Source organism: Pseudomonas sp. WS 5532 (genome assembly GCF_012985445.1).
Lineage (GTDB): Bacteria > Pseudomonadota > Gammaproteobacteria > Pseudomonadales > Pseudomonadaceae > Aquipseudomonas > Aquipseudomonas edaphica.
The window spans coordinates 189,939-214,912 of sequence record NZ_JAAQWK010000013.1; the positions used below are offsets into that span (position 1 = coordinate 189,939).

Sequence of the window (24,974 nt, forward strand, 5' to 3'; positions counted from 1 at the left end):
GTGTATTCAGATTGGTTACTTTTGGCTGGGCCGGCATTCCGGGCGTTTGCCAAAAGTGACCCTCTGTAAGAGCAGAACCATAGGTCGCCATCACCCAAATAACGGATATACACGCAAAAAAAAGGGGCAATCACCGATCGCCCCAAACCTTACAACGAGAGGTCCCGCAAAAACCCTTACAAACTAATCTGCCTACGCTCCTCGTCAGTCAACCGCGCCCGCGCCTGTTCACTCAACGGCCCCGCGCCCAACACCTGCACCGGACTGCCGGGGTTATACCCCGAGGTCTTTTGCTGGCCCGCAGGCTGCGGTTCACGCTCCACCGGCTCAGCGCCAAAACCCAACACCTCCACCGTCACGATCGAAGCCCTGCCCTGCTTCGCCGCCGCCTGCTGACTGCGCGCCGCGTCCTCCGCTGCCTGGGAAGCCGCCGCCCCCGCCGCACTCGCCGAGGTCATCGCCCCAGTGTTGACCGCCGCCGTCACCGGCACCCCGGACGACTTGCCCTGGGTCTGAATATTGGCCGCGTTCACCACGCGCAACGCCGCAATGTTGACGTTGCCCGAAACACGAATCCCCGCCTCGCCCGCATCAATGGTGCCCGCCGGCGCCAACAGGTCGATATCACCGGCCGGCACTTCGGCAATCGGCGCCAACGTCGCAATACCCGCCCCCGCACTCGGCACGTTGGGCGACAAGGTCACATTGCCCCAGTTGTCATACACGCGTTTCGGCGGGGTATAGAGCACGGTGGTTTTCGATCCCCGACCGGCGTTGATATCACCGGCATCGGACCACGCCAGAATCGAGCCGCCAAAGGTGGTCATGATGCGGCTCTGGCCCAACAGGATGCTGCCCTGGGCATACAACTGAATATCCCCGGCACCTTGAGTCAGCACCCCAGCGGTCGCCGGCGGCGCAGTCCCTTCAATACCGAACACCTGCTGCCCGCCAGGGCTGAGCATCTGGATATCGCCGCCAAACCGGGTATGCACCCCGGCACCGCCATACAGGGTGATATCGCCGTCATACACAATCGGGTTGCCCGCCACGTCCTTGCTCGGCAACAACCCGTCGATAGCCGCGCGGCTGCGCAAAAAGCTGCCGGAACGCGGGCCTGCGCTCAGGTTAAATTCACGACCGCCCGCGCGCACTTCAGCGAAATACACCGAGCGCGCAAAAATGCGTTGCTGCTCAGGCCCCAGGCCGGCGAAGTACGCCCGCGCCTGATCGGCATCACCACTGAAGGCATAGCGTTCCTTGAGCCATTGCAGCAGTTCGGTCTCGTAGGTTTTCACCACCTTGCCCGTCTGCCCGGCCAGGGGCACACCGTCGAGCGCTTGGTTGGCGCGGTCCAGGTAAGGCGTGACGAACTTCAGGTAATCCAGGCCATTAGGCCCTACCCCGGCTTCCAGCACGATAGACGCACCTGGCCGGGAATCCCCCACCGCCACCGGGCCCAGGCTGGTGATGGAGGCTTTGTCTTCCATCAATAGATTACGCCCGGCACTGACTTCCAGGGTGCCGGGGCCGGCGACGTTGAAGCTGCTGTAGGTAATGTCGCGCCCGGCAGACACCACCGAGACATCCTCGGGACGGTTATGCACGAACAGGTTGCCGCGGCTTTCGCCTATGTAGTCGCCGTTGTCAGCAAGCAACGCCGGAAACACCGTGGATGTGCCCAGATACGTGCCTGAGCCGACAATATCGCGCCCCGCTCGCATCCACACCGGACCTGCGGATTCATAGCGGACCTGCCCTTGCCGACCGCTGCTGAACGTGATGATTTCACCACTGCGCAAGCCGACGATATCGCCTTGATTGGCATAAAACCTGGCCGGCTGTGTCTGGGCTGGCGGGCGCGCAAGATCGGTTGGGCTGCGCAAGGCAAACAAGGAAAGATCAGCCTGTATCGCGTCACCGCCCAGGTTGTCGATGACGCGATTGAACCCGTTCCTGCCAACAAAGGCTGGCGCCAAAGGCGTCGCTATGGAACTCAGGCTGTCACCCGACTGGTTGACTGCATAGCCACTGGCGTAGATGGAATCGCCGGCCAACATCGCCAGCCGCCCCTGGCTCGATGGCGCCAGCAATAACGAGTAAACGGGATTATTGGGCAGCGGGCCAACGCCCAACGCGGACGCACCGAGATAGATGCTGCCATTGGCTGCCACCACGCCCAGTTTGGAAGGGAAGATAAAACGCCCATCGGAGCTTGAGTAGTTCTGCCCTTGCAAAGGCGCAAGGATGCCTGACCTGGCAAGCGACATGCTCTGCACGCTAGGCGTCAAACTGCCACCTGCGGAAAAAAGGTCAATGGCCGTGCGATCGGTCCACAGCGAGAACCAGGTGGTCCCATTGCCATAGTCTGTGCCGTTGTAACTGAATGCCTGGGTATTTTCGGTAGAAACACGTCCTGGATCGCCTGTCCCCGCCAGCACCAAGTCACCTCGGGTCGACAGGTTGGCCGTGGCGTCCCCCAACATCAACGTGATACCGCCCGTGGCCGTGCCCAGGCTGGCGGTGTACGGTGAGTAAGCACGGCTGTCCTTGGCATCCTGAGATCCGGGCACTTCACCGTAGTTCAAGGCAATGCCCCCCAGGCTGCCTGCTTGCAGGTTCAATGCACCACGCAGGTTGGTCAGTACGCCGTTGAGGCTGAGCACCTGCGCTTTATAATCGGCTGACAACGTAGCGGATTTATCACGGCTCGCGCGGGCATCCAGCCCGGGGTTCAAATCACCGCCCATGCGCACATCCAGATCACCGCCACCGGTGAGCAGCAATTGCCCGTCGACCACCCGGCCAGTGCTGCCAACAGCCAGCACCAACCCTTCGCTGCGCGGTGCTCTGACTGCACCGGGATCGCCGCGACGAACGAGCATGCCGGCATCGCTGCCCAAGTCCAGGGTCAGGTTGCCACCGCCCAGGGTGCCTACACCTGTGAACCCCACCAGGCGTGGAAGCAGGTTTATCTGTGCGCGGTCTTCGAGTTCGATGTTGGCACCACTGTCGCTTTTAACGTAAGTACCAAAATTGATCCACCAACTGGCAGGTGTCGGGGTCACACCCGCAGTGTTTCCGGTACCTTGGCGCCACAACCAATTGCCCAGGTTCGCACTGTTGAGTTGAGTGCGACCGTCATTGGGCATGATCGCGTCGGTGAGCGGCGTCCAAACATCGCCTGTCAGGCTACCACCCGTGCGCAACAACAAATTGCCGCCCCCATCGGGATACCAAGCGGCATAGGGGCTGCTTTTATCGACAAGCGTTTCATACGCCTTGGCCGCGCTGCCCAGCACCGTTCCATCCGCTGAGGTGGCGCGAGCGCGATCAAACTCAGCGGCGGCACTGCCTGCACGAGAAGCACTGGAGGCGCCGGCGGTATAAATACCATAGGGCGACTTCATCGCCACATTGCCCGCGGCTATCAAGTCCAGATCCCCGGTGCCGGTGCGCAGCACGCTAAAGTGCTGGCTCACGGGTGAGACCCGTTTCACCGGCCCGATGGTGACCTGCTCAGGTATTGCTGGAATCGGTTCGCCCAGGGAAACGCACAAATCAGGGTCGCAGGTGCCTTCGTCCTGAGGCGATACCGGCTGGCCCGGTACAAAGCCGAAGAGTTCCCCGAGGTCGCTCCATACGTACTTGACGCGAATACACATGTCGGGTTCATCACACAATCCCGACTCGGACTGCGACACTGGAGTCCCTGCCTCGTAACCGAACAGCTCGGCGGCCAAATCACTCCAGTACCATGCCCCTCCCGGCCGCGCCGGTTGCGCCGGGATGATGATTTTGTCGTGGGTCTCATAGATTCCGTAGTGCGTGTCGGCCAGGGTCAAGTCGCCGGCGTAGGCTGGCTGGATCGCACGGGTATCAGCCGCCTGGGTATCGGCACCGGACACCAGGCGCAATGACCACGACTGCGAGCCCTCGGCCAGCATCGGTGCCACGGCCCAGTTCTGGCGCGCCGTGGCGCCGGTCACGGTGCGCAACGGTACCGACACCGCACCATTGGGCAACTTGACGTCTGTACCATACGGAATCAGCGCCCCGACCTTGAGGGCCATGTCACCGGCCAGCAACACACCGTCCGTTGCACTGCCCGTCACGCCCCCACGGCTGGGCAGTGGCACGCCCGCCGGCCAGGTCATGGCGCGCAGCGAAGCCGCGCCGGCCAAGACCGTGCCCGCCTCCAGTTGTGTTCCGGCCGCCAGCACCACAGGCTGCTGCAATAAGGTGCCCGCGGCGTACAACAGGTTGCCGCCACTGTCGCGCACCGCCGCGCTCAACACCGTGTTGGCCGGCAGGGTCAGTGGCGCGTCGAGTGTGCCTCGGGTCGGCAGCACAGTGCCTTGGGCCAATGCAGTGGCCTGGATCGGTAACGGGTAATTGAGGGTCTTGCCCGTGGGGAATGCGCTGCCGTTGGCGAGTACCACGCCAGGGCCGGGCACAATCACATCGGCACCGAACCCTTGCAGCCCCGGCGTCAGCACCCAGCCATTATCGTCGGGCGTCTTCGGTGGCGGCGCAAAGCCATCGTTGATGCTGCCGTAGACATCCAGGTTGCCACCGGCACGCACCACCAGGCTGCCCACCTCGCCCGAGCCGTACACCGAAGTCTTCGGCGTGTTGGGGTTGACGCTGGCGTAACGGTAGCCGGAAAGGTCCAGGTCGCCGCTCACCACCAGGTCGCCCTGGGTGACGATCTCCACACCTGGGCGCAAGTGGAACGCCTCGGTATAACGGCTGTTATTCAAGCCCGCGAGCTTGCCCTGCATCAGCCCGGCGTTGTTAAGGGCGTTGTTTATGAAAGCCTCGGCAAGCGCGTGCTTTTGCGTGAGGTAGTTCTGGTCAATCACCTGATACGGTCGGCCACTGGCCGACGGTTCTGTGCCCACCGGCGCATCGCTGTAACGGGCCACCGCGTTGACTGCAATGGAGCGGGCGCCCTGGATGTTGACCTGCCCGCTGGCGTCGATGGCCACGTCATTGGCATTGAGCCGCGGTGCGTTCAATTCCAGCGTGCCCCGGGCCACGCCGTCAGAGTGTCCCGGACCACTGCCCGGGGCCGCAGCGGTGCCGTGGCGCAGGTCGATACGCGCGCCATCGGCCAAGGTCAATTGACCGTCGCCACTGTTGAGTTCCACCATCGCTCGGTTCGGCGCATCGATGATCTTGCCGTAGCTGTCGACCCGCAATACGCTGCCGTGCGCATCCAGCAGCGCGCTGCCGGCAAGGGTCACGCCCTGCTTGCCGGCCAGGCGAATACTGCCGACCCGCTCGCCACTGGCATCGATGGTGCCCAGCACCGTCAGGCTGCCGTTATCCACCGAGACATTGACTTGATTGGCCTTGAGTTCATCGCCAATCACCAGGTTGCCCTGCTTGAGCTGGAAGCTGCGCGAGCCAACGACCTGGCCCTGGTTCAAGCGCTGGTTCAAGGCGGCAAAGTCCCCTACCTGCTGCGCGCGGATATCCACCCCACCGGCTTTGTACGGCACCAGGGTGCCACCGGCATCGTAATAACCGCTGCTGCCGGCGCGAACCTGCCCTTGCAAGTCGACCTGCCCGGCACCGGCGTCCACCGCCACAGCCTTGAGCAAGCCACCCTGATTGAATTGCGCAGACAAGTCGATCAGTGCACCTGTCGCCTGGCGAATGTTGCCGTGACGGCTTTCCAGGCTGACATCACCGCCCCAGCTGTATTTACTCACATCGCTGATTTGCACTTTGCGACCACTGAGGTCCAGGCGTGAAGCCGCGCCAAGGGTCAGTTCTTCATCGGCGCTGAGGGTGAGCTTGCCGCTCGGCAGCACCACCGAGGTATCCAGCGCCACGCTGCGACCGGACAGCAGCAGCTCGGCGCCCAAGGCGTCGATGGCCGCCGCCTCTACCGGCGCTGTGCCGCTGGCCGGGGCCCGCACAGTCAACGCGCCACCGACAGTGATGCGATTGACCGAGCCGGCTTCGCCGGTCAACAGCGGCGTGCTGATGTTCAGGTTGCCGCCACTGTAGGCGAAGCCTTTGCCGGCCTCGTACGCACCCTGGGCCTGATGTACCGTCAGGCTGCCTTTGTGGTTGGCCGTGATACGTTCGCTGGCGTTGAGGTTGACCGTGGCAAAGCCCAGCGTCATGCGGCCATTGTTGGCCAGGCTGTCGGGCTGGGCATCGCGGCCATAACCGAACGCGATGCGCCGGGCCTGCAACGCCAGAGTGCCGCTGCCGGTACCCGCCCCATTGCTGATCACGGCTGGCGGTGTGCTGGTGGCGCCACCCCATACCAGGGTGCCGGTCTGGATCAGCGCCACATCACTGGCGCTGCCGTACCCATAGATCGCAGGCGTGGTCAGCAGCAGCTCATCGAGCAGCGACTTACCCGAACTGTCGAGGGTGCTCAGCGTGGTGTTGCCATAAAAATTCAACGATTGCCCGGCGGTCAGCGCCAGGCTTTGCAAGGCCGGTGCACCGCTGGAAGCATCGCCGCGCAGCAGGCGGTCCAGCACCTGCTGGTTGAGGGTCAGGCCCGACGGCAGCACACCCCGCGCAGCGGCGTCGGCCAGCGCTTGGGCACTGCCGACGTTGATCCCACCCACCGCCAGGGCCAGATGGCGGGTGCCATAGCGCACGCTGTCACTCAAGGCAAACCGGTTGGTGGTGGCAAAGGCTATCGAGCCTTCGGAATAGAGTGATGCGTCGCCGCTGCAGGCACTCAGGCTGCATTGGCCGATAAGAATGCTGCCCGGCCCACTGGGGCCGTCACCGTTTACCGGCGCCAGCATCTGCAAACGTCCATTGGAGACTGCCAACACGCTGCGGGTGCCCGGCCGGTAGATAAAACCATCATCGGAGTCATAGGCGGCCTTGCCGCGCCCCAAGGTATTGATCGACGCACCTTGCTCGATTTCAATCGCGCCCGATGACCTGCCCGACACCAGGAACACTTCCGGCGCCGCCAGGGTCGCGTCCTGGCGCACAACCACCGAGCTCGCGGTGATGGCTGCCAGGTCGGACCTGACGAAGTTGCCACCTTGGCCATACACCACCGTCAGTTCACCGCCCACCACCAAACGGGCAGCCCCCAAGGCATTCAAGTCGCTGGCCCGCACCGACGCCATCAATGCAGCGCTACTGGCCGTTGCGGTGTCAGAAACCACTTCTATGTCGCCACTGGACAGCACCGCAACAGTGGCGCCAAAACCGCCCTGTGCGGGTTTGAAGCGCCCCTCACCATCAAAGCTGAACCCCAGGTCTTTTTGACCGCCCACCAGTCGCAATCTCAGGGTTTTGGCATCGGCTTCAAGCGCAGCACGTGGCACACCCAGGCGTGCCGCATCCGCGCGAATAAAGTCTGCGTAAGCGGTTTCGTTGTACTGGGAATAACGGCGCAATACCTCAGCCGGAGTGACAATCAACTGGCTCGATAAACTGTCACGAATGTGAGTACCGGCAACCGACAGCAAGCCTTCGGTTGACCAGGAACCGTTATTCATGGCCGCGGCGCTGTGCATCGCGCCGCTGGCGAACGGCGCGGCCAAGCCGTTGATCTCCAAACGAAACGCCCCTGGCAACAGGGCGTAAGTGGACGGCAGCAAGGTGTAGGTCCCCTGTGGCAGGCCAGGCACACCCGCACCGATATTGATTTGCTGGCCGACCAGAGGCTGGGTCGCGCCCGCTTCGCCGCCGCTCGGCGCTACCCAGGGCTGGCTGCCGGGGACAATCGCATAGATGGGGTTGGTGGCCAGGCCCGGTAAGGAAAAGCGTCCGTCCGCTCCGATTTGCACCAAGGGGTTGTAGCGCGCATCCGTGGAACCGCCGCGCCCGGAAACGAATGCCGCGCCAAGCAATTGGCCGCCACCGGAAAGGTCCAGCACTGCGTCCCGTTGCACATTCAGCGAGCCGCCCGCCAGTTGCACACCCACCGCCGCATTACCTGTACTGCGGGTGCCGCCAACGCCCAACAACTCTACCTGCTTGCCGTCGTAGCGCCACGTCACGCCGTCGACTGTTCCACCATAAGGCAGCACCAGGCCACCTGCGCTGACAGAGGTCAGGCTGCCCGGCAACAGATTGATCACTTTGGTAGCGCGCGTAATACCACCGTCCACACCCAAGCTGAGACTGCCCATAGGCGCGCGAAGCACACCGCCTTGCTCGATGGTCGAGGCGTTCAGCGATAGGCTGCCGAACACTGAGTAAGGCAGCGCCGGGTCCGTACTGCGCACCCGGCCAATGCGCAACGTACGCGCCGGGTCAAATTCACCGCCGGTGTTACCTGCCGTCACCTCGGCAACGGCCCCGGTCGCCGGGTAAATCTGCGCGGCGATCAGGTTCAGGTCGGCTTGGGTGGTCAGGGCGGTTTGGGTTTTGTCGGCGCTTCGGGCCAGAAAGCGCATATCCCCCTGGCTGACCAAATGAGCCTGGTCAAAGGCACGCCGGTCAATACCGTTGGCCAACGCTTTGGAGCGCTCGGCATGGGCGCCGAAATTGACGCTATCACGCACATCCAGCACGTTCGACGCTTCGACGCTCAACAGGCCAGCCGTACCTTGAGTGGAAACGCCGCCCTGGACCGTCGGGCGCACCAGGCTGTCGGTGGCGCTGTTGTTGTTGCCCACCCCGGCAAGGCGCACATAGGGTGCGGTCAAAAACACCTGAGACGGCTTCGCGGCGCTATCGGTCAAAGCCATGGCCCCTGAATACAGGCTCAGGCTCTGCCCCAGACGCAAGGACACATCACCGTCAAAGCTGATCAGGCCGTTGCTCAGCAGCGACAGGTTGTCGAAACCGCCGGCGCTGATCTGGTTGGCCGTCAGCCGTCCGTACCCGTAGGTCAAGCCGCCCGCCACCGCTTCGGGCGTACTGCCGATCGGTAAAGGCGCGCCTGAATCGGCGGCACTGACGATCAATTCACGCGCCTGGCGCACACGGGCAACGGCGGTATCGAGGTACAACGGCGCTTCCAGGGCCACGTTCAGGCTGCCACCCGCCGCACCGGCGCCGCCGCTGTTGGCGCTAAGCGTGCCGTCCAGATAAAGGCCATTGTTGGAAGCCAGGGAGATGTTGCCGCCACGGCTGGCGACCACTGTGGGGCCGGCACCGGACATGTCCAGTAGCGCCTGGCTACCAGAGGCGTCCAGGCGTGCGCCTTCGCGCACCACCACAAACAGGTTGGCCGCGCTGGCGATTCCGGTGGCCGGGTCGATCAGCCCGCCAATCACGATAGTGCCGCCCTGGCCCACCACGCCGTAGCGCCGCCCCAGGCTGTCGACAGCCGTGGCTGCGCGTGCGGCCACGTCCAGCACGGCGTGTTCGCCGACCCAGATCGAACGGTCGTGACCTTTGGCCTCAACACCATCGGCCACCGTGGGCTGCACGCTGACGCCACCCAGGGTGATAGTGCCGCCCCAGGCATTCAACGTGCCGTCCACGGTCAACTGGCCAATGCTGCGCACGCCGATGGACTGGCCCGGATCCACGTTGATCACCGCACCCTGGCCAATGCGCGCCTGCACCGCAGCCATCTGCGCCGCAGTGGACAATGCGGTACCTGCTTGCAAGCTCAGGCTCGCGCCTTTGCGCAGGGTCAACTGGCCCTTGGTGGGGGTTTCGCGGTATTGCGGCGGCGTCCAGATTTGCAATGCGCTGCGCGGGTCGGCGCCGCTCACCAGGTTTTGCGCGGTGTCATTGAGGCGGTAAACCGGCGCAGTCACGTCGACCTGAGTACCGTCGGCCACTAACAAACCTTCGTTGCCGGTGATGTCGTAGGCACCAAAGCCTTTGTTGAAGAACCCGCTGTCGAGTTGCAGCGTGCCCGCCTGGGGCGCGGCCGGCTGATCACTGATCAGCACCTTGCCGGCCTGCACACTCAAGCGCCCGCCGCCACTGACGCCATAGCCGAGCAACTCGCCGTTGAGGGCCAGGTTGCCGCGGCTGTCTGCACTGTTGGCGTTGGCCGCAAGCGTGACGTCGCCGCCCTTGCCACCGATCAGCTGGTTCCTGGCATCCAGGGCCGCGCCGGAAGACACGTCCACCCGGCTGCCGGCTGCCAGGCTCACATCGCCACTGCTGCGCAAGGCCACGTTGCCGCCGTTGAGGTAAGGCAACCGGCTGCTGTCGCTCACACTGAGCAGCTGGTTGCTCCACAGACCGCTGGTATCCAGCGACACGCCAGCATTGACAACCAAGCTGCCGCGACCACCAAGGGTCACGTCGTTCTTGCCGGTCGGCGTAATCTGCGCCTGCACGTTGCCCAGCTGCAGGCTGCCGGAATGCGCGGTGAGGTTGGCATTGACCTCGATCTTGGGACCAAACAAGGTGATGTCACCGGCGGGCTCCACCTCCAGTGCGCCATTGACCAGAATCGAGCCGGTGCTGGCGACCTTGATCGATCCCAGTTTCGTCGCGCTCAACGCCTCACTGTCCAGATACAACGTCGACACTCGATCAGCCGGCAGTGCGCTGTTCAAGTCCAACCCGGCCGCGACGGCAGCGGCCCTTGGCCCCAGCACCACGTTCTTCGCCGTGTTGGCGTCCGCGCCCAAGGCATACTGCAACTGGGCACTGTCCTTGACGTAATACGGCACATAACTGCCCACCACCAGGGCGGCGCCACGGGCCGCGGCTTTTTGCGATTGCAGGTAACCGTCCAGGCCTTTTTGCGCAGCCTGGGTCTGGCGCTCACCCTGGTAGGTGTCGCCGACAATTTGCCCTTCCAGCACGGCGCCGGCAGTACTGACGACCAGGCGCCCGGCATCGCGCCCGACGGTATAGCCGGCTTCGCTGCGCTCGCGCGGGGCGATCAGCGGGTTGTAGTAATAGTCGGTCACGCCCCAGCGCTGGCTGTGGTCTTCGTAACCCTTGTAGATCCCGGTATAGAGCAAATCCCCCGGCGCACTCGACAGTTCGTACAAGCGCCCATCAGGGCCTTTGAGCCAGGTTTGCTGGATCTTGCCAGCCTGCACATCAAGGGTGCCGCCCGACAGGTTGATCTGCGAACCCTGCCGGGTCACCACGTCCTTGCCGCTGAACGTCACGGTGCCACCCTGGGCCATCCATTCGCCAATGCCGTGGTTGCGCGTGCCCAGATAGCCGCCCACTTCCAGCAGGCCGCCCGCGGTGTACCAGCGGTCGGTGGCATAGCCATTGGTGCCGGCCGGGACAAAAATCAGGTCGCGGACATCCACCCACACATCGTTGTTGTTCAGCGTTTTGCCGTCACGGTTGACCGCCGCATCGCGCTGCTCGTTACCCTGGATATTGACCTTGACGCTGTTGGACTCCATCGCCAACTTGACGCCGATGGCGCCGGACACGTCGATCACTGCGCCGTCACGCAGCAAGCTGCGCTGCGCCGCCTTCACGCCGACCTGACCACCCGTTGCCAGCGTCAGGGAGCCGCTGCGAAAGTCCACCGTGCCGTCACTGGTGATTTCCACCAGGGATTGGTCGCGCCGGTACACGTCAGCCGGCACGACGTTACCGGCCTGGTCAGCCGCCGGGGTAATCAACCCGGCGCGCTGGCTGTCGAGGGCGTTGCTGCTGTCGAGCACAATGGCGCTGAGGCTGCCCTCGCCCAGGCTTACGCTGGCGTTGCTGCCGGTGCCCTTCAAATGCACGGTGCCACGTGCTTCCACCGAGGAGCTTGAAAGCACCACGCCGTTTTGCAGCACCTGCTGGCCGGTCAGGGTGATGTCCCCCGTAGAGACCTGGATCAACCCCGTGTTGCTGGCCTTGCCACTGCCGGTGACGCTGACTTCGTTGCCGCGTGTAGTGGAGGTGACATTGCCGTCGGTGCTGTAGCCCTTCTTGATCACAAAACTGTCGCCCGCCGCCAGCACAGTCTGGCCGCGCGCGGTGGAAATGCTCCCGGCGTTCGCCACCTCTTTACCCAGCAGCAACACATAACCGCCACCGGCAGTCGATGTGGCGGGCACCTGGGTCTGGATCTGCGCACCGCGCTCGACCGTCACATTGCCGGCGGCCTGGGCAAAACTCGGTGCGCTGTTGCTGGCGCTGTACAGGCCCCTGGCGGTGAATTGCTCATCGCTGAACCCGGTGGCTGCCGCCACCAGGTTGCGCACATTGACCTGGCTGCTGCCGCTGAACACCACGCCGTTGCCGTTGACGATCATCACCGTGCCGTCGGCCTTGATCGCCCCCTGGATCTGGCTAGGCGCGGTGCTGTTATTGATCTTGTTGAGCACCGCCCAATCGCTGTTCTGCTGGAACTGCACGGTGGTGTCGCGGCCCACGTTGAAGGTTTGCCAATTGAGGATCGCCTTGTCGGCCGTCTGCTTGATCGACACCAGCGTCTTGCCGTTGGCATCGGTCTGCACCGGCCCTTCGGCGTTGACGAACAGCGGCTTGCCATCTGCGCCAATCACCACATTCAAGCCATTACCACCCAGGCCGTTGTGGATGCTCTGCGGCGCCGCGCCCGCGCTGCTTCTGGCAGCGGCCTGCACGGCCTGTTGCGCGGCAATCGCGGCGACGCTGGTATTGAGGTTCTGCAAGGAGCGCTGCAACTGCTCGTTGCCGCGCTGTTGCTGGGACAACGGCGGCGGCGTTCCCGGCATCACCACACCCGGTCGTGCGCTGCCGGCCGTTTGCGCTGCGCCCTTGGCCGCAAACCAGCCCGAACTGAACGCCTGAGGCTGCGCCGCGTGGGCACCACCGGCAAACACCAGCAGCGCAATGACCTGGGCCAGGGGTTTGAGCAGCAACACTTGACCTGAGGTGGCAGGCACCTTGTCGGCACGGGTAGCAGGCAGCTTCAGTCGGGAACGCATCACTTACAGGTCCTTTTGACGGGTCAGGCGAACGACGGGCACGCAAACACTGCGCGGCCACGTGTCGGGGTTATTGCTTAAGGCAGTTGCCGGGGGGCGCGACCGAACTGTTGTCACACAATGTTCACGCAGTGCGGTTCAACTGGCGGGTTGGGCGAGGAAACGACAAAACCGGCAATGACGCGAAGTCATTGCCGGTTGTGGGGCAAACCCTGTCGAGACGGGGCTTACTGCGGACGGCCAATACCGTTGCAGGTGTTGGTGTCGCCCAGGCGCAGGGCGCTGGTGGTGGCGTAGAAGTTGTCGTGGACAGCTTTCTGCCAAGTAGCGGACAACGGGATGAACGAGTGGCTGCTGGTGGTTGCGTTGTTCAAACCGGTGTAGTGACGGTTCAAGAACACACGGATACGCGCGGTGTCAGTGGTGTCTTTGTAGCACTGGCTGAAGACCAGGTTGGTGTAGCCCACAATGGGGTAGCCTGCGGTAGGGTTAGGAAACGTAGGGACCCAGTTCAAAGGATTTTTGGCTTCGTCGCTGCCAAGAACCGGAGGTACAACACCGTCAAGGCTGGCTTGAACGTTGACTTCAGTCGGCAGGAAACCGTTGACCGAAGCAACAGCGGCAGCGCTGTTGAACTGTGCATAGTCAGGGCTGACGTAACCGATGGCACCGTTGTTGTTGGTAATGGCAGTGGCAACACCTTGACTGCCGGTGACCGCGATGTAGCTTGAGCCGGCCGGAGCGCTGGTGGCTGGGTCAAAACCGATGGCGGTGACGAAGCTGTTGCTGACAGCCGGCACCGAAGCAGGTTTTACCGCCTTGAGGTGGTTGGTCAAGATCTCGGTAGTGCCGCTGGTTTCCTGGCGATAGACCACTTTGATCTGCAGGTTTGGACCCGCAGCCCCGTTGAATAGCACCTGGTTCCAGTTAGTGATTTTGCCGGCAAAGATATCAGCCAACTGGCCACTGCTGAGCTGCAGCGATGTCTTGCCGTCGATGTGGTAAGGCACTGTCACCGACGTGGCCTCGGCCGGGATTTGAATCAACGGGCCGTAGGCGGCACGGCCGTTCACGGCGTCAGCATTATAAGCCGCCAGTTCCGCAACGCTAACGATCGAGTCACTGCCCGCATAGTCAACGGTGATGCCGGCAGCCAGTTTCAGCTTGGTCGAATCATTACCGAAGAAGGCCTTTTTGCCGTCGCCGCTGCCTACACCGATATAGGGGTTAAAACCAGGGACGGTGGCAGAGAGGATGCCGGTAGCCGTGGTCGAAGTGGCCGTGCTGCCGTAGAGTTTTTCCGGCAGGGTGGCACCGCCACCGACCACTGCGGCCATGGATTGGGCGGAAGCCAGTGCTGCAACTACCAAAGAGGCTGCGATCATAGTGCGCTTAAACATGAAGAATCTCCTTTCGTCGTGTTTGTACGTTTGGGTAGAGGGCTCTTGCATGACGCTATGGCTTCGATCCCAGGCCGTGCTCCGGGGGTGGCTGGGGTTGAGGCCATGGGTAGGCAATTTCGCAGCATCCGATGACAGCAAAAGGAAAAAACCTCGGGAGGAAGCGCTTGATTTTACGAAAGATTCTCGGGTGTTTCGGTCATGCTTTTGAGCGGTTTGGGGGCAAGTGACAGCGGGGTTTCAGCGGGGTTTTGCTGGATGCGGTGTGGGCTGTGTCGCGGTGGGTTGGATGTGACGGAATGAGGAACCCGAGGTTGCAGTGATGCATATAGGGAGCGAGCAGAATCAACTGAATAAAACCGACCCAGATGTGGGAGCTGGCTTGCCTGCGATGCAGATACCTCGGTACATCAGGCACACCGAGTTGATGCCATCGCAGGCAAGCCAGCTCCCACATTTGACCGGGTGCAATCAGGTCACCAGTTGGTTGATCTCGATGATCGGCAACAACACCGCCATCACAATCACCAACACCACCGCCCCCATCACCACAATCATCAGCGGCTCCAGCAACGCCGTCATGCCCATCGCCCGGCGTTCGATATCGCGGGACAAGGTCTGCGCCGCACGCTCCAGCATCGGCGGTAGCGAGCCGGTTTTTTCGCCGCTGGCAATCAGGTGAATCAACACCGGCGGGAAGACCTTTTCCACTGCCAATGCAGGCGCCAGGTTAACGCCTTCGCGAACCTTGGCGGTGGCATCGTTGACGCACTGGCTGAGGCGGTCATTGGACAAGGTCTGGCGCGCCGCCTCCAATGCCCGCAGCAACGGCACGCCGGCGCCGCCGAGAATCGCCAGGGTCGACGCAAACCGCGCAGTATTGAGCCCCAACACAAACCGCCCGATCAGCGGCAAGCGCAGCACCCGGCTATGCCAATTGAGCCGCGCCAGCGGGTTGCGCAGGTACAGGCGCCAGCCCCAAAACCCACCGACAATCAAGGCAAAACACAACCAGCCCCAGGCGCGGATAAAGTCGCTGGCATTGAGCATCGCCAGGGTCAGCCCCGGCAGGTCCTGGCGCGCCTGGGAAAACGCGCTGACCACCTGCGGCACCACATAGCTCAACAGGAAAATCACAATGCCAATGGACACCAACCCGACCACGCCGGGGTAGATGAACGCCGTCATGATCTTGCCGCGCAGGTTGTTACGCTCCTCGATGTAATCGGCCAGGCGCTCCATCACCTGGGCCAGGTCACCGGATTCCTCCCCCGCTGCAATCAAGGCACGGTAAATCGATGGAAAGTCCCGTGGCCGCGCCGCCAAGGCGTCGGCCAAACGCATGCCGCCGCGTACATCGCCGCGCACGGCGGCCAGGGTCTGGGCGATGTGTTTTTTCTCGGCCTGCTCCACCGTGGCACTCAGCGCCGCCTCCAACGGCAGGCTGGCGCCCAGCAAACTCGCGAGTTGCCGCGTGGCCCAGGCCAGATCGTTGTCCGACAGTTTGGGCGTGAACAGGCTGCCGCCGCCGGCCGCCGCTTGATTACCCTCAATCTGTACCTGCAACGCGGTCAAGCCACGGCTGCGCAACTGGGCAAACGCCGCGCTCTGGCTGTCGGCTTCCACGTGCCCGGCTTCGATTTTGCCGCTGGCATCGGCGGCTTCGTAACGATAGCGATTCATCAGGCGTCCCGTGTCACGCGCAGGATTTCTTCGACTGCGGTGGCGCCGCTGCGTACCCAGCGCTCGCCATCCTCGCGCATGCTGAACATGCCGGCGCGACGTGCAGCCAGGCGCAAATCCTGCTCGCCGGCGCCTTGGTGGATCAGGCTGCGCACATCGTCATCAACGCAGAACAATTCATGGATGCCGGTACGCCCGCTGTAACCGATCTGGTTGCACTGCGCACACCCCACCGGCCGCCAGGTGCCAGGCGCCGCGGGGTCTTCCTGCTTGCAATGCGGGCACAGGCGCCGCACCAGGCGCTGGGCCAATACGCCCAACAATGACGAGGCCAACAGGAACGGCTCGACGCCCATATCGATCAAGCGGTTGACCGCCGACACCGCGTCATTGGTGTGCAAGGTGGCGAGCACCAAATGCCCGGTCAACGAAGCCTGCACGGCGATTTGCGCGGTCTCCAGGTCGCGGATCTCACCAATCATGATGATGTCCGGGTCCTGGCGCAGAATCGCCCGCAGTGCCAGGCCGAAGGTCATGTCGATCTTGGCGTTGACCTGAATCTGGCTGATACCGGGTAAGTCGTATTCCACCGGGTCTTCGACGGTGAGAATATTGCTGGTGCTCGCATCCAGCCGCGCCAGGGCAGCGTACAGGCTGGTGGTCTTGCCGCTGCCGGTCGGCCCGGTGACCAGCACGATGCCGTGGGGCTGGCGGATCAAGGTATCCAGGCGCGCCAGCAGTTGCGGCTGCATGCCCAGGGTTTCCAGCTGCAAGCGCCCGGCCTGTTTGTCCAGCAGGCGCATCACGACCCTTTCGCCATGCCCCGTCGGCACGGTGGACACGCGAATATCAATCGGCCGCCCCGCCACCCGCAGGGCAATACGACCGTCCTGGGGCAAGCGTTTTTCGGCGATGTCGAGCTGGGCCATGATCTTGATCCGCGACACCAGCGCGCCATGCAGCGCCTTGCGCGGCGACACCACGTCACGCAGGGTGCCATCGACGCGATAGCGCACCACGGAATGGGTTTCGTAGGGTTCGATGTGAATATCGCTGGCTTCATCGCGCGCAGCCTGGGTGAGCAAGGCGTTGATCATGCGAATCACCGGCGCGCCGTCCTGGGTATCGAGCAGGTCGGTGATTTCGGGCATGTCCTGCATCAGGCGGTCGAGGTCGACTTCGTTCTCAGCCGCGCCGACCACGGCGGCGGCACTGCCGGTGTCGGCGTAGGCGCTGGTGAGCAGGCCGTCGAGTTCGTCGTCGCGCACATGCTCCAGGCGTGATTGGCCGAACTGGCGCTGGACCTCGCTGATCGACCAGCCGGGGGTTGAGGGGCAAACCGTCAGCACCCTGCCTTCATCGCCGGGGCGCAGGAGGATGCGCTGGGATTTGGCCCAGACGTAGGGGAGCAAACTCATACACCACCGTACATGTGGGAGCTGGCTTGCCTGCGATAGCGGACTTTCAGCTGAAAAATGTTCAACTGACCCACCGCCATCGCAGGCAAGCCAGCTCCCACAGTTTGATCTTCATACTTCAGGTAGATCACGGCCGCACCTGCGAAACCGGCACTGCCCGAATCACCGCCCTTGGCCCCTGCTGCTGCGCCCCGGGAATCGCCTTCTCCACCGAAGGCAACTGCGGCGCCTGCACATCCGGCAGCGCCCAACTGTGCTCCGGCTGCAACCCGCCCTGGGCGCGGCGCATGAATTCATAGCGGTTCAAGGTGATACTGCGCCCAGCGCCACTGTCGCGAATAATGTAGGGGCGTAAAAACACCATCAGATTGGTTTTGGTGACGCTGCGCTTTTCATTGCGAAACAGCGCCCCCAACCCAGGGATATCCGCCAGCCACGGTACCGCGTCATTGCTCTGGCTATAGCCGTCCTGCAGCAACCCGCCGAGCACCATGATTTGCCCGTCATCCAGCAAAATACTGGTGTCGATCGCGCGTTTTTGGGTCACCGTGCCCGCCTCCACCGAGGCGCGTGTGTCGACGCTGCTGACCTCTTGGTAAATATCCAGCTTCACCGTGCCGCCTTCGGAAATCTGCGGCCGCACGTTCAGCTTCAGCCCCACCTCTTCGCGCTGTACGGTCTGGAACGGGTTGTTGCTGGTGCCGCCGCCACCGGTGACATAACTGCCGGTGACAAACGGAATGGTCTGGCCGACAAAAATGCTCGCTGCTTCGTTGTCCAGGGTCAGCAGGTTCGGCGTGGACAGCACGTTGGTGCCGCCTTTGCTCTTGAGGGCGCGGGCCAGCACCTTGAGGTCGAGCACCTTGCCGATCCCCGGAATATCCACGCTGCCGTTGACCAAGCCGATATTCAGCCCTTTGGGCAACACATCGATGCTGGTTTTGCCGGTGGTGACCAGCCCACTGCCGCCCAGGTTGACGCCGCCGAATCCGCCCTTGCCGCCAAGATTGCCTGCCTGCCATTGCACGCCGAACTCACTGGCGTCATCTTCGCTGACTTCAACGATCAGGCTTTCGATCACCACCTGCGCGCGGCGCTGGTCGAGCATGTCGATCACTTCGCGCAGGTTGCGGTACAGCGGGTCGGGCGCGGAGATCAGCAAGGTGTTGGTGGTAGCGTCCGCCTGGATCGTCACACCACCGGCGCTGAACGCAGTGTTCTGATCGCTGGGGGTGCTGCTGTTGGCGCTGCTGCCCGAACTGCTCGACTGGCCGTAGCCCGACGACTGCACACCACTGCCGGTGGGCGTGCCGCTGCTGTTCTGAGTATTACTGCCCTGGTTATTCTGGGAGCCGCCGCCCATCGAGCTGAGTTTGCCACGGGCCTCATCGCTGACCCCGGACTCGCTCTCACCGGTCAACAGCCCGCGCAACGACTGCGCCAGCTTGCCCGCCTGGGCGTTGCGCAGGTACACCACGTGCATATTGCTCGGGTTGCTCTGGGCATTGTCGAGTTTGTAGATCAGGTTACGCGCCAGCTCCGTGCGCTCGGGGCTGCCGGAACGAATGATGATCGAGTTGGAACGCGGGTCGCCCACCACGTTGATCTTTTGCGTCTGGTCGGCACCCTGGGTTTCCAGCAATTCAGCGACCATGGCCGCGATATCGACGGCGATGCCGTTCTGGATCTTCACCACATCGGTGTCGATGGCGCTGGGCGTGTCGATGCCGTCGATAATCTGCGCCACCCGCGCCAGGTTTTCAGCATAGTCAGTGATGACGATGCTGTTGTTGCCGGGGTAGGCGTTGATCGGGTTATTCGGCGACACAATGGGACGCAGCACCGGAATCAGGTTGACCGCATTTTCATATTGCAGCCGAAAGGTACGCGTCTGCATGCCGCTGCTGCCGGCGCTGTAGATCGGCCCGCCGAGCAGCTTGGCATCGGCCTCGGGCACCACCTGGGCGACGCCGCCCACATCCACCACGCTGAAGCCCTGCATGCGCAGCGCCGCCAGCAGCATCTCGTAGGCCTGATGCGCCGGCACCTGGCCTTCGCTGACCAACGTGAGGTTGCCCTTTACACGCGGGTCCACCAGAAATTGCTGGCCAGTGGCGCGGGACAAGGCACGCACCACCGCCTGGATATCGGCGTCCACAAAATTCAGCTGTACCGGCTGGTCACCCAGCGGGTTGCGCGCCTTGAGCACCGCCGGGGCATGGCCACGGGCGCTGTTGGTCACCGGGTGCTGCACGCGGGGGGCCGGCGCCGGTTCGCGCTGGCGGTCCAGCACGGTTTCGCCGCTGCGCCGCGTGTCGGCCAATGGCTGGCCCAGCTCGCTGTCCACCAGCAAAGGCTTGGGTGACTGCGGGTTACTGCACGCGCTCAGGGCCAGCAATAGCAGCGGCGCGACTTTGCGAAAAGGCGCGGAGTTGGGGACTGACCACTTCATGAAGCTTCCTTAGCGCCAAGCGCCTGATCCATGCGAACGGTCCCGGACACAGTGCCGGCCGAGTTGTCGACGGTATCCGGGGCGCGTTGCAAGCGTGCCTCGGACACTTCCAAAGAAAACGAACGGGGGTTACCCAGCAGCCAGTCCACCACAAGGTCGGCCGGGGCCTTCTCGAAGGTCAGCCGCCAGCCACCAGGAGCCAGCGCCTGCAGTTGGTAATGACCTTGCAGGCCGGCGCCGTCGAGGGCTTGGCGCAGCGCGGTTTCATCCGCCTGACGCGGCGCCGCGACGCCCTGCAACAGCACCTGCAAGGCTTCGGCCTGGGAGCGCAGCTTCGGGGTTTCGACCTGCCAATAGTCGATTTTTTTTAGCGCCGGCTGAACCAGCACCAGCCAGGTCAGCAGGCTCGCCAGGATCAGCCCGGCACCGGCCAACATGCGTCTTTCACGCACGGCCAGGCCAGTCCATAACACATGGGACTGACTGCGCACCTGCTGCCACTTATTCATCGTCGTCCTCCTCCGGGGTGACGGTGTTGTCTGCCGGCCCCAGGGTCCAACCTTGCTCATCACGGGTCGCGGCAAAACCGGCTTCCGCCAACGCCGCCTGCCAGTCGCCTTGCGCCGCCGGGCTATGGCTGTCGGCCAACAGGCCCAGGTGCAAACGGCCCTGCTCAAAGCTCAGGCTGTCGACACTGCCGACCATAAACGGCAAGTGGCTGGCCGCCAGTTGCAGCAGGCTGGTAAAGCGTTGGCCGGGATCAGCCGCCGCCCCGCTTTGCCGCGCCGCCAACTGTTGGCGCACCTGCTGCAGAGGGTTGAGGATCACCGGCAGCTCGGGAAAGGTCTGGCGCACCTGTTGGCTCATCAGCGCCTTCAGCCGCTGGCCTTCTTCAGCTTGGCGGGCGGCGTACAGGTTCAGGCCAACGGTCCAGATAATGACGGCCAGCGCCGCACAAGCCAGCGCCCTGCCCCAGCCGCCGGTAGCACGTTGATTGAACTGCCCCTGCAAGCCCCAGGCGGGCACTGCGCCGCTCCAGCGCTGCGCAGCCTCGACCAGCTGCACATCAAGGGTTTGATCCAGGGCGTGTTGCCCCAGTGGATGCACGGTGGCTTGTTGCAGGCTATGTCGCGTGAGCAAATGCCCATCGTCCAGTGCCGCCGTGGCCACCGGCAAGGCGTACGGCGCCGGGTACAGGCCGCGCAGCTTGAGCGGCACCTGCGCCAGTACCTGGCCCAGTTGCGCCAGCCCGGCCTTGGGCACCCAGGCCACCTGCACAAGACCGTCGCTGCCACGCGGGCCGTGAGCCACCTGCATCTGATCGATTGGCCCAAGAATCAATGCCTGCGCGGCGCAGGCCACAGCGGCAGCGGTTTTGGCGGCGGGTAATGGCGGCAACTCCAGGCTGGTCAACAGGCTGTCACGCGGGTGCAGGAAGCAGTCCACTGGCTGGCGGTGCTTGCCCAATTGCTTCAGGCTTTCGCGGCCCTCGGCGATCACCCTGCCAGCGTCCAGCCAGGCGAAGTTCACCGGGCTGTCGACCGTCAGTTGATCAAGTGGCGGCAAGCCAATGCGCAAACGCTTCATACACCCACCCGCGACCAGATCACCTGCGGCTGGCGGTCTTCGGGCCGGTGCAACAACGCCTCGATCGTCACCCGGCGTTGCTCGCGACGGGCCTGGCCCTGCAAACGGAACCACTCGCTGGTAATACCCACCTGCACCGAATCCATCGCCACTTGGGGCATGCGCAGACGATTAACAAAGTCGCCACGGTTGATAAACCAGCGCCCGCTGTCGCGCTCGGCCACCAGCGCCTGGGCCTGGGCCAGGCTGAGCAGCGGCACCACCGCGCTGAGCACTTCGGCGCTGGCGGTATTGCCGTTGACCCAGGTGTTGCCGGGCAGCACGCTGACAAAAGCGTGCAGGCGCCGCAGCACCTGTGGGTCGATGCCTTCAATACCACTGAGGTCATCGAGGCTGCGCAACATCGGGTATTTGGCCGGCAGGCGCTCATCCGACGCGCCTTTGTGTACAACGCGCTGGTCATAGGAGCCGATCACCCGCTGGCTGATGCGACGGCTCACGGCCGGGTCGACGCCGATCAGCCGACACAAGCGTTCGAAGTGCTGCAATTGCTCGTCATCTTGTTGCTGGCGATTGACTAGGTTACGCAGATTGAACTTGCCCTGTTCATCCTCCAGCCGCCCTTCAAACACACCGCCCTGGGCGCGTGCCCACGGCTGGTCGAGGCGGGTCAACACATCCTTTTTACGCGCGTCCCACAGCAACAGGCGGCTCTGTTCCAGCGCGCCCAGCAACAGCCACTGGCCCTGCACCCGCAGTTGCTCGGCCTCAAGGCTACGGGTGAAGACGGTCTGGCGTGTGAGCATGGCGCCAGCGATCACCGCCACCACCGCCGCGATCAGCAGCGCGCTGATAATCGCCATGCCGCGCTGCTTCGCCGCTGCGGGCGAATGCCTGTTCATGGCGGGCCTTACAACTGCCAGGAGCCGATATCGGCATTCACGCCGTCGCCATCCGGTTTGCCGTCGGCACCCAGGGAGAACACATCGACCTCACCATTGGCGCCGGGGTTGAGGTAGTGATAAGGGTTGCCCCACGGGTCGTTGGGCAGGCGCTCCAGGTAGGCGCGCCAGTTACTGTTCTTGGCGTCGGCCGGGCGTTCTACCAGCACTTTCAAGCCCTGGTTCATGCTTGGGTAGCTGCCGTGGTCGAGCCGATAGAGTTTCAGCGCCTGCATCAACCCGCCGATATCCTGCTTGGCCGCCGTGGCCCGTGCCTGGTCGGGCCGATCGAGCACTTTGGGCACCACCATCGCCGCCAGAATCCCGAGGATGACCACCACCACCATGATCTCGATCAAGGTGAAGCCACGTTGGCCGCGCGGGCCTGGCAATGGGGACGTTAGGGGCGCGATTTCCATCTCGACATTCCTTGGCTTGGGTGCATTTCGTGGCGCAGTGTTGCAAGAACACATGTCAGTCGTATTGAAAATCCTCGGGAGGTTTGGTCGCTAATCGGTCAACTGCCGGCGCTAGTCTGCGGGCCTGTTTCCCGGCTTTGAGAGCGCCATGTACAGCCGCCGCAAGGAGCAAGGCTTTACCCTGATTGAAGTGCTGGTGGCGCTGGCGATCATTGCTGTAGCCATGGCGGCCGCCGTGCGCGTGGCCGGGTTGATGACCCAGAGCAACGGCCTGCTGCGCGACAAATCCATCGCGTTGCTGGCCGGGCAAAGTCGGTTGGCGGAGCTGCGGTTGGGCGGACAGCTACGCAGCGGCAAAAAGACCTTCGACTGTGACCAGGGCCGACTGAAGCTGCGCTGTGAGCAGACCATCAACGCCGAGGGCCGCCTGTTTCAGGTCAGCCTGCTGGTGCTCGATGCCAGCCGCGAAGCGCCGCCGCTGGCGCGTCTGGCGACCCAGGTCATGGCCGAGTGAGTGACGGTAATGCGGGCGCGTCCGGCAACTTGTCGAGGTTGACGCGCAGCTTCTCGCCGCCGCGCTCGATCTCCACGCCATCACCTTCAATGGCCGTCAGCCGCACTCCGGGGCCCAAACGCTCGCCGAGCAGGAAGCTGCGCGGCGGCCCATCGTTAAGGCTGAGGATCGCCACCGCGCCACGCGCGCCGGCGAGCACGCCCGAGACTTTGACCTGCAACGCCGAGGGCGCGCTGGCAAACCACTGCAACGCCGGGTTGTCACTGCGCGCCGCCAGCGTCTGGGGCGCGACCTGGGGCGTGTGGGACTCGGCGGATGTCAGCAGCAACGGCGTCCACACCGCCACCCCGGCCAGGGCCGCCAACAAGGCCAGCGCCTGCACACCGTGGGCGGGCGAAAATCGAAGAGCAAATGCCATGAGCGGGACCTCCTGTCTGTGCGTGCTTTCAGCCTACAGGCCAATTCGCACGTTTTTATTTCACAAGCTCACCAGTTGTTCAGGAGTCGGGCGATGAAACAGCAAGGCTTTACTTTGATCGAGTTGATGGTGGTGCTGGTGATCATCGGCATTGCCAGTGCCGCCATCAGCCTGACCATCAAGCCCGACCCGCTGCACCTGCTGCACAAGGATGCCGAACGCCTGAGCCAACTGCTGCAAGTGGCCCAGGCTGAAGCCCGTGCGGACGGGCGCCCCATCACCTGGCGCGCCGACGCCAAGGGCTTTGGCTTCAACCGCCGCAGTGATGACGGTTCAGGTATCGAGACCTTCAAGGGCGACAGCCAACTGCGCCCGCGCCCGTGGGAACACACGCCGATGCAGGTCTCAATCGAACCCGGGCGGGTGCTGGTACTCGACGCCGAATGGATCAGCCCGCCGGTGCGCGTGGTGCTGTCCGATGGCCAATACAGCCTCAGCCTGCAGCGCGATGCGGCCGGGCTGATGCGTGTGGTGACTCAACCATGAACCCATCCCAGCAAGGCTTCACCCTGATCGAAGTAATGGTGGCGATCATGCTGATGGCGGTGGTCAGCCTGATCGCCTGGCGTGGGCTCGACAGCGTGACCCGCGCCGACCAGCACCTGCAGGCCAGCACGGAGCAGACTGAAGCGCTGTTGCGGGCGTTGAACCAGCTGCAACGCGATGTCAGCCTGCGCGCCAGCGTGGAACTGAGCGCGCCTGGCCCAACCGAAGACGACACCGCCAAACCTGCCGGGTTGGCCGCCGTGACGGTGCGCAGCTCCGACAGCAAGGGTTTTACGCTGGAGGTGATTCGCAGTGCACCGGTGGCCGGAGATGGATTGCAACGCGTGCGCTGGTGGCTCAAGGGCGACAGCCTGTACCGTGCGGCGGCGCCTGCGCGGGAGCGCTTTCCGTTGCCGGCGGCCAAAGGCGGGGTTGTGGTGTTGAGCGGGGTCAGTGATGTGCAGGTTCGGGTGTGGGAGGCGGACAAGGGTTGGCGGCAGCTGAGTGGCAATCGGCGGGAGGATCCGTTGGGCATGGAGATCAGCCTGGTCAGGCAGACGCCCCAGGGGGTGGAGCGGTATCGGCAGGTGTTGGGGCCGTTGCGTTAGCCTTATTGCCTTGGCGCGGTGGGCGGTGGGCGGTGTACATATCCGTTGCTGCGGTAACGGCAGCCTATGGTTCCGCTCTTACAGCGGGTCACTTTTGTAAAGACATGTACGGACCGGACACATGGTTGACACATGTGCGGGGACATGGTGGACACATTATTGACCATAATCAGGCTTACTAATGTCGATTGTTC

The 24,974-nt window shown here is 63.5% G+C and carries 13 protein-coding genes; 3 read left to right on the top strand and 10 right to left on the bottom strand.

From position 1 onward, the window contains the following. Window positions 1-176: 176 nt before the first annotated feature. From HBO23_RS21880 to gspG, 9 genes are all read right to left on the bottom strand, one after another. Entirely contained in the window at window positions 177-12,794 is a 12,618-nt protein-coding gene (locus HBO23_RS21880) for a filamentous haemagglutinin family protein (RefSeq protein ID WP_170039729.1), read from the bottom strand. Window positions 12,795-13,021: 227 nt separating this feature from the next. Continuing rightward, entirely contained in the window at window positions 13,022-14,194 is a 1,173-nt protein-coding gene (locus HBO23_RS21885; RefSeq protein ID WP_017139649.1) for a substrate-binding domain-containing protein, read from the bottom strand. 471 nt (window positions 14,195-14,665) lie between these two features. After that, on the bottom strand, window positions 14,666-15,877 hold the full coding sequence (gene gspF / locus HBO23_RS21890) for a type II secretion system inner membrane protein GspF (protein ID WP_017139650.1): 1,212 nt from the start codon (window positions 15,875-15,877) through the stop codon (window positions 14,666-14,668). Beyond that, a complete protein-coding gene (gene gspE / locus HBO23_RS21895) occupies window positions 15,877-17,295 on the bottom strand; it encodes a type II secretion system ATPase GspE (protein WP_170039731.1) in 1,419 nt (472 codons plus the stop codon). The genes gspF and gspE overlap by 1 nt, the downstream gene beginning before the upstream one ends. A 127-nt stretch (window positions 17,296-17,422) precedes the next feature. Beyond that, a complete protein-coding gene (gene gspD, locus HBO23_RS21900) occupies window positions 17,423-19,747 on the bottom strand; it encodes a type II secretion system secretin GspD (protein WP_170039733.1) in 2,325 nt (774 codons plus the stop codon). Beyond that, the gene (gspM, locus tag HBO23_RS21905; protein ID WP_170039735.1) at window positions 19,744-20,256 is read right to left on the bottom strand and encodes a type II secretion system protein GspM; all 513 of its coding nucleotides are present in this window, start codon (window positions 20,254-20,256) and stop codon (window positions 19,744-19,746) included. Before gspM ends, gspD begins: the two co-directional genes overlap by 4 nt. Further along, on the bottom strand, window positions 20,249-21,334 hold the full coding sequence (gspL, locus tag HBO23_RS21910) for a type II secretion system protein GspL (RefSeq protein WP_170039737.1): 1,086 nt from the start codon (window positions 21,332-21,334) through the stop codon (window positions 20,249-20,251). The genes gspM and gspL overlap by 8 nt, the downstream gene beginning before the upstream one ends. Beyond that, the gene (gspK, locus tag HBO23_RS21915) at window positions 21,331-22,236 is read right to left on the bottom strand and encodes a type II secretion system minor pseudopilin GspK (RefSeq protein ID WP_170039739.1); all 906 of its coding nucleotides are present in this window, start codon (window positions 22,234-22,236) and stop codon (window positions 21,331-21,333) included. The genes gspL and gspK overlap by 4 nt, the downstream gene beginning before the upstream one ends. Window positions 22,237-22,244: 8 nt before the next feature. Next, complete coding sequence (gspG, locus tag HBO23_RS21920; RefSeq protein WP_017139656.1) at window positions 22,245-22,694, bottom strand: type II secretion system major pseudopilin GspG; 450 nt, start codon at window positions 22,692-22,694, stop codon at window positions 22,245-22,247. 148 nt (window positions 22,695-22,842) lie between these two features. On the opposite strand from gspG, the gene gspI reads away from it, so the two are divergent. Beyond that, entirely contained in the window at window positions 22,843-23,208 is a 366-nt protein-coding gene (gene gspI / locus HBO23_RS21925; RefSeq protein ID WP_017139657.1) for a type II secretion system minor pseudopilin GspI, read from the top strand. Here the strand turns inward: gspI and HBO23_RS21930 are convergent. Further along, the gene (locus tag HBO23_RS21930; protein WP_170039741.1) at window positions 23,195-23,626 is read right to left on the bottom strand and encodes a type II secretion system protein N; all 432 of its coding nucleotides are present in this window, start codon (window positions 23,624-23,626) and stop codon (window positions 23,195-23,197) included. The genes gspI and HBO23_RS21930 overlap by 14 nt on opposite strands. A gap of 93 nt (window positions 23,627-23,719) precedes the next feature. On the opposite strand from HBO23_RS21930, the gene gspH reads away from it, so the two are divergent. Beyond that, window positions 23,720-24,172, top strand: coding sequence for a type II secretion system minor pseudopilin GspH (gene gspH, locus HBO23_RS21935; RefSeq protein WP_170039743.1), 453 nt, complete (start codon window positions 23,720-23,722; stop codon window positions 24,170-24,172). Further along, window positions 24,169-24,780, top strand: coding sequence for a prepilin-type N-terminal cleavage/methylation domain-containing protein (locus tag HBO23_RS21940; protein WP_017139660.1), 612 nt, complete (start codon window positions 24,169-24,171; stop codon window positions 24,778-24,780). The genes gspH and HBO23_RS21940 overlap by 4 nt, the downstream gene beginning before the upstream one ends. Window positions 24,781-24,974: the final 194 nt, after the last annotated feature.